Source organism: Paenibacillus sp. OSY-SE (assembly GCF_000283315.1).
In the GTDB taxonomy this organism is placed as follows: domain Bacteria; phylum Bacillota; class Bacilli; order Paenibacillales; family Paenibacillaceae; genus Paenibacillus_B; species Paenibacillus_B profundus.
In genome coordinates this window covers 1-5,058 of sequence record NZ_ALKF01000106.1, presented here as the reverse complement: position 1 = coordinate 5,058, position 5,058 = coordinate 1, and the positions used below count along the sequence as shown (strand labels likewise).

7 protein-coding genes are annotated in these 5,058 nt (G+C 37.3%); 2 read left to right on the top strand and 5 right to left on the bottom strand.

The window, feature by feature from the left end; genetic code table 11:
- On the top strand, nt 1-447 hold a 447-nt coding region (locus A372_RS37840; protein ID WP_192813581.1), incomplete at its 5' end, for a hypothetical protein.
- 10 nt (nt 448-457) lie between these two features.
- Complete coding sequence (locus A372_RS0100790) at nt 458-799, top strand: hypothetical protein (RefSeq protein ID WP_019418950.1); 342 nt, start codon at nt 458-460, stop codon at nt 797-799.
- A 647-nt stretch (nt 800-1,446) separates the two neighbouring features.
- On the opposite strand, the gene A372_RS0100785 is transcribed toward A372_RS0100790, so the two are convergent.
- The 5 genes from A372_RS0100785 to A372_RS32790 form a co-directional block, all read right to left on the bottom strand.
- A complete protein-coding gene (locus tag A372_RS0100785) occupies nt 1,447-1,713 on the bottom strand; it encodes a hypothetical protein (protein WP_019418949.1) in 267 nt (88 codons plus the stop codon).
- A 396-nt stretch (nt 1,714-2,109) separates the two neighbouring features.
- Entirely contained in the window at nt 2,110-2,865 is a 756-nt protein-coding gene (locus A372_RS35195; protein ID WP_019418948.1) for a hypothetical protein, read from the bottom strand.
- Between the two features lie 300 nt (nt 2,866-3,165).
- Nucleotides 3,166-3,375: an aspartyl-phosphate phosphatase Spo0E family protein gene (locus A372_RS32795; protein WP_237728458.1), complete on the bottom strand. Its 210-nt coding sequence runs from the start codon at nt 3,373-3,375 to the stop codon at nt 3,166-3,168.
- 349 nt (nt 3,376-3,724) lie between these two features.
- The gene (locus A372_RS38960) at nt 3,725-3,847 is read right to left on the bottom strand and encodes a hypothetical protein (RefSeq protein ID WP_272943450.1); all 123 of its coding nucleotides are present in this window, start codon (nt 3,845-3,847) and stop codon (nt 3,725-3,727) included.
- Nucleotides 3,848-4,084: 237 nt separating this feature from the next.
- Nucleotides 4,085-5,058 (bottom strand): helix-turn-helix domain-containing protein (locus tag A372_RS32790; RefSeq protein ID WP_019418946.1); only part of this gene is annotated, 974 nt, incomplete at its 5' end.

Sequence of the window (5,058 nt, the reverse complement as noted above, 5' to 3'; positions counted from 1 at the left end):
GACGCCGACGCTGACGCCGACGCTGACGCCGACGCTGACGCCGACGCTGACGCCGACGCTGACGCCGACGCTGACGCTGATGCCGACGCGAAAGCTGACGCCGATGCAGACGCCGACGCCGATGCCGATGCGGATGCGGATGCAGATGCAGACGCCGACGCTGACGCCGATTCCGACGCTGATGCAAAAGCTGACTCTGGGCACAATAGCTTTACAAACGGGAACAATACCATCATCAACTACACCGATAATTCTGGTGCATATATCGCTATGACAATGTATGCAATTACTATGTTGGAAGCCTTAAAGGGAAACAACAATTCAAACAGGATAGATACCCTAATCTCCAACCTAACCAATACACTGAATGGGTTGTTGCAAGGAGAAAACGGTAATCGTAAAGTTATTCTTGATACTATTAATTCTCTCAAAAAAGAGAAAGATTGAGGGGGATTGTATGTCACGAACAAATGTCTCACGCTGTACGATTCCTACGAAGAAAGATAACGAGAACCTTTATGTGAAAGTTAAAAACAATAACGAAAAATATAGTCGTCAATTCGAAATGAATGTATACGATAAAGATTCGTCAACAAAAGAATCATTACCCATATATGTAGATGACCAGCTTACACTTATCGATACCCTAGAGCCTGGAGCACAAAAAGTCTATAGAGTAGACGTATCGAGTGTGGAGGGAAAGGTAATTTTCGAGATTATTCAAAAAACGGGCGGCTCAGGTATTAAAGTTTCCAGAAACAGCAAAAATCCATCTACTTTAGAATTACAAATTAAATAAACTCTCATGACCCGACCGGGTCAAAGGCTATGATGAATATTTCATCATAGCCTTTTGTACGCTTTGCAGCAGTGCATCGTACTAACGGGTGGAAATCCCGAGCACACTACAGGGTGGCGGAAGCGCATAGCTGACTGATAGTGCCTGGCTGCGAGGCAGGGTGCGGAGGATCAGAAGGCAAACCTCGAAACAGGAGGCAAAACCATGTTGGCTAGCGGAGCCGGGTATTCATTAAAAGTGAATGAAATGATATTTAGAGTCAAGATTGTGAAATAATAAAAAAAGTTATATATATTATATGTTTCCTGTGCTCAAGATATATTACACAATACTCTTCTACAGTTAGTTTACTCACCACAACTTTGGTGTAATAGTTCATATATAGCTATATTTTGTCTTTCTTGGCGAGTTTCATTTTTCCGTTGAACTTAAAGTTGTTGCATTATTATTTTCTAACGACCAGTCCTCGTTTTTATGCAACAACTTTAAGTTCACTCGGACGTTATGCAACTATTATTAGTTCACCGTACATCCAATGACACAAATTTACCCTCAATGATGAATCAATAATGCCCCCATTCGATTTATTGTCACAAAAGCACCCGCAATCATGAAGTTGATTGTTGGTGCTTTTGTGTCAGATCATTTCAAAACACTTGGCTACCTTCAATGATTTCTGCTGACGAAAAGCATGTAGCATCATAAATCATGGCCCCTGTTTTTTTTAAAAAATTCTTGCACTGTATGGTAGCCAACTGCATACCCAGCAGCATAAGAGGCGCATCTATCAGGTCGCTGCGCTCGGAAATCTGTATAAAATCGAGAATATTATCCGGAAAAGGCTCGCAGTGTCTAACAGTATCAGAGCTGCCGCGGCCGTCTTCCTGTGCTGCCTTTACCTCTTCGCTCCTCAAGCAATCCTCCTTCACCTAAAGACGCTCAGACATTGCGCCAACGTTGCAAGCTCCTTTTAGGCGTATCCTGACCGATGATTCCGATATTAAAACCAGCAGTTAGGAAGATTTCCATAGGCGTTTGTCCCGCTTGATAGGCTTGTACAGTTGCAACCTTAAACGCCGGATTATACGTGATATTCTTCTTCGATACGTGGTATATGTTTGGATTTAACTCTAATAGTTTTATCCTCGTTCGGTAAAACTTCTTCTGATTTTTCCCATGATCTGCATCCCCACATACTTCTTAATATTCTGATTAAAACACAAAAACCCGCAAGAGGGTACTTTTTTCAAAGTGTCCATCTTACGGGTCACAGTTCACGAATATGATGAGAAAGCGGCCTTTTGTTATAATTAATAAATGCGATCTACAAAACAAACACCAACAGGAAAGAGTGCTGTACCGTCTCCAACCTTTTTGTTATAAGCCACTCCAATTTCCCATATCTCAAAGGTTTTAGTTTCATAATAAGGAAACGCTTTAAGTTCTCCTCTTTTTCCTTCGGGAACTACAATGGTTTGTTTATCTGAAACATTATAGGATTTTGCAACATCGAAACCTACAGCCTTCGTTATTACAGAAGCGGTAATTGTGACTGAATTAGTGTATGACGCTGAAACTCCTTCGGATATTGTCATTTCACCACCAGGGGGAGCATAAAAAGAGTTTCTAATAATTTTTGTTCCACAAGCATTTCCGGTGTCTTTGACGTTTTTAATATATCTAGCTAATTCTAACGGTTCGAAAATATCTTCAGATTCTTTATGTTTATTGTTATTACTGTTGTTAAGGATGCTGTTGTGAATGTCTATAACTTCATCACTATTATTGTTATTACTTGAAACAGGAAGTACAAATGTAACTTTATCGCCTTCGTTTAGTCTGAGATTGTTTTGCTCTGAAAATTGTTTAACATCTTTTACTTCAATTACTTTTTTGATCGAACCATCGGCAGAAGTTTTGTAGCTAACATCACCTTCAAGCTTGGAGCAGTCGAAAAGAGTTGGAGCAGGAGAAACTGAATCCGCAGACACCGATGCTGAACCAATCAGCAAACACAGCATAGATGTTAACAAAAAAGATGTCTGAAAAATTTTTTTAATTTTCACTCGATAAACCCCTCCCATTTAAAAATCGTACCACTTTTGGTTCCATTTGTAAATAATAAAATTCATTTAAACTGACTTGAATTCTGTCTGAACCACTACAATCCATTTGTGCATATATCTCCTCCTTAAAATGCTTAGGCAAAGATATCTCTTCAAAATGAAAGCGGACTTTGCACCATGTCTTTGTGTGGAGGATACCTAATATGTAATGATACATCATCTATTTCTATTGATGAAATGAAGAGCATACACCATAGTATTACTATACCATATTTGGTTATTTATAGAAAGATCATAGATTTATAAAGTTTTCACTTGATTTTTGGAATTCAATCCTTTATCCTCACTCCTTCTCTGAAGCTCAAAAAGATAAACATCCAATTCTTGACTCAATCTCACAACACTTTCGTCTGTAAAGCTCTTTTTTTCATTTGCTGTTTTTATTAATTGGTGTCGGATACTTTCGATTCTTTCAAGTAAATAATCATGTTTTTCATAGCAAAAATTCATGTTTTTCATAGCAAAAATAAAATGGTTCTATTGTTGGAACACCCTTTCGTATTTTATAACAGCTTAAATGGTTGGCGCGCTTCATCCATAAACTGTATCTCTGAATTAATCATAACTGCTGTTGTACAAAAATGCCTTATTTATGGGTATTTATGCAACAATTAATTTGTAATACATATATATACAAAAAGACGCCAAAAGAGGCGTCTTAACAATTTTTTATTAAAACTAGGTAATTTTTACACATGGAGCATAAGTGAATGAAATGATATGTTCCATATTGATTACTTCTACTGATAACAGAGTAGCGAATAAAGGAAATTGTGCATTTGTCATATGTTTTTTCACGTCAATCCACAATCCATGGAACACCGCCACCAAAGAGCGAAATGGTATCATCCGAGTTAATTAATCCTATTGAGAGTAATGTCAATACTAAAAGAATCGGCACTTTTGACATAAGCTTTTTCATGCCAACCAATCCTTTCTAATCTAATTTTTTGTTAACTATTTGCTTGTATAGTGCGTTCTTTTTTCTTATGACTCCTATGTTATAACGTGAAGGGTTCTCTATAATCACATCATTGATGATGAAAATGCTTCCCAAAGCATTTTCATACAAACCAATTCTCATGTACTCTAAAGCGCTTTTAAGATAATAGTCAAAAGCCTTTTCATCATCTTCAATTATTAGTACATTCCCAACTAACTAATAGAAAAAGGCTAGTCTAGCCTTCTTATCAGGTGTTGTCCGCTTATCTTTAATGGATTCCTCCATCTCTGGTACATGCTCAAGTAGTTTTTTAGCCGATTTAAAATCATGCTTAATTAGGTATAGATCCATTAGCGTTGTGACGGCATAAACTAGGTTAAAATCAGATGGGGCTTTTAAATATCCTTCTAACTGTTTAATGCCTAACTCAACATTCCCAGTTTTTCCGTTTATGCAACCAGTTATGAATTTTACATTATCCTCGACAAAAGAAAACGAATATTTTTTGTAATCATCAAGGAATGTCATACTTGTTTTGTAATCACCAAGATAATAATGGCAGTTACAAATATTAAGAGTAGCATGTGCACTATAATGACTATTAGAAATATCGTTCTCAATAACGTACCTGCTAAACTTTATTGATTCATCATATTTCAAAAGACTTTGTGCGTGAACTAACAAGCAATAGTAAAGATTGATTCTATCTCTTTCACTTAGAAATTGGGCGTACTCTAATACTTTTTCACCTAGATAATATGTAGTGCTGAGTTTGGTAAAATCATTTCGTTCAATCAGGTATCTCTGATATAAGCCTTTAGCAGTATAAGGCATAATCCCATGGGAGCGTGAGTAATCAATGATGAGGCTGTACAAAGATAATTTAATGTAGGTATCATTTACGGAGTTTATCGTTTGATACAACTTCTCTACCAAGTCCAAACTTTCTTCATTAGGTGCTTCAAGAAACTTTGTAGCTATCTTGGTTATTAAAGATGCGCTGCTTGGTGCTTCCAGAGCTTTTTGCAAAAATGAGTAAATCACATCTGATTTATGCCCAATCTCGATGTACAGTTCTACGATGTCGTCACTGGGGATGCCTAATACGGCAGCGATGGACTGAATGATTTGAAAATCTGGACGTTTAATCTCCCCATTTTCAATCCTCGACAAACTGCTCTTATCGATGC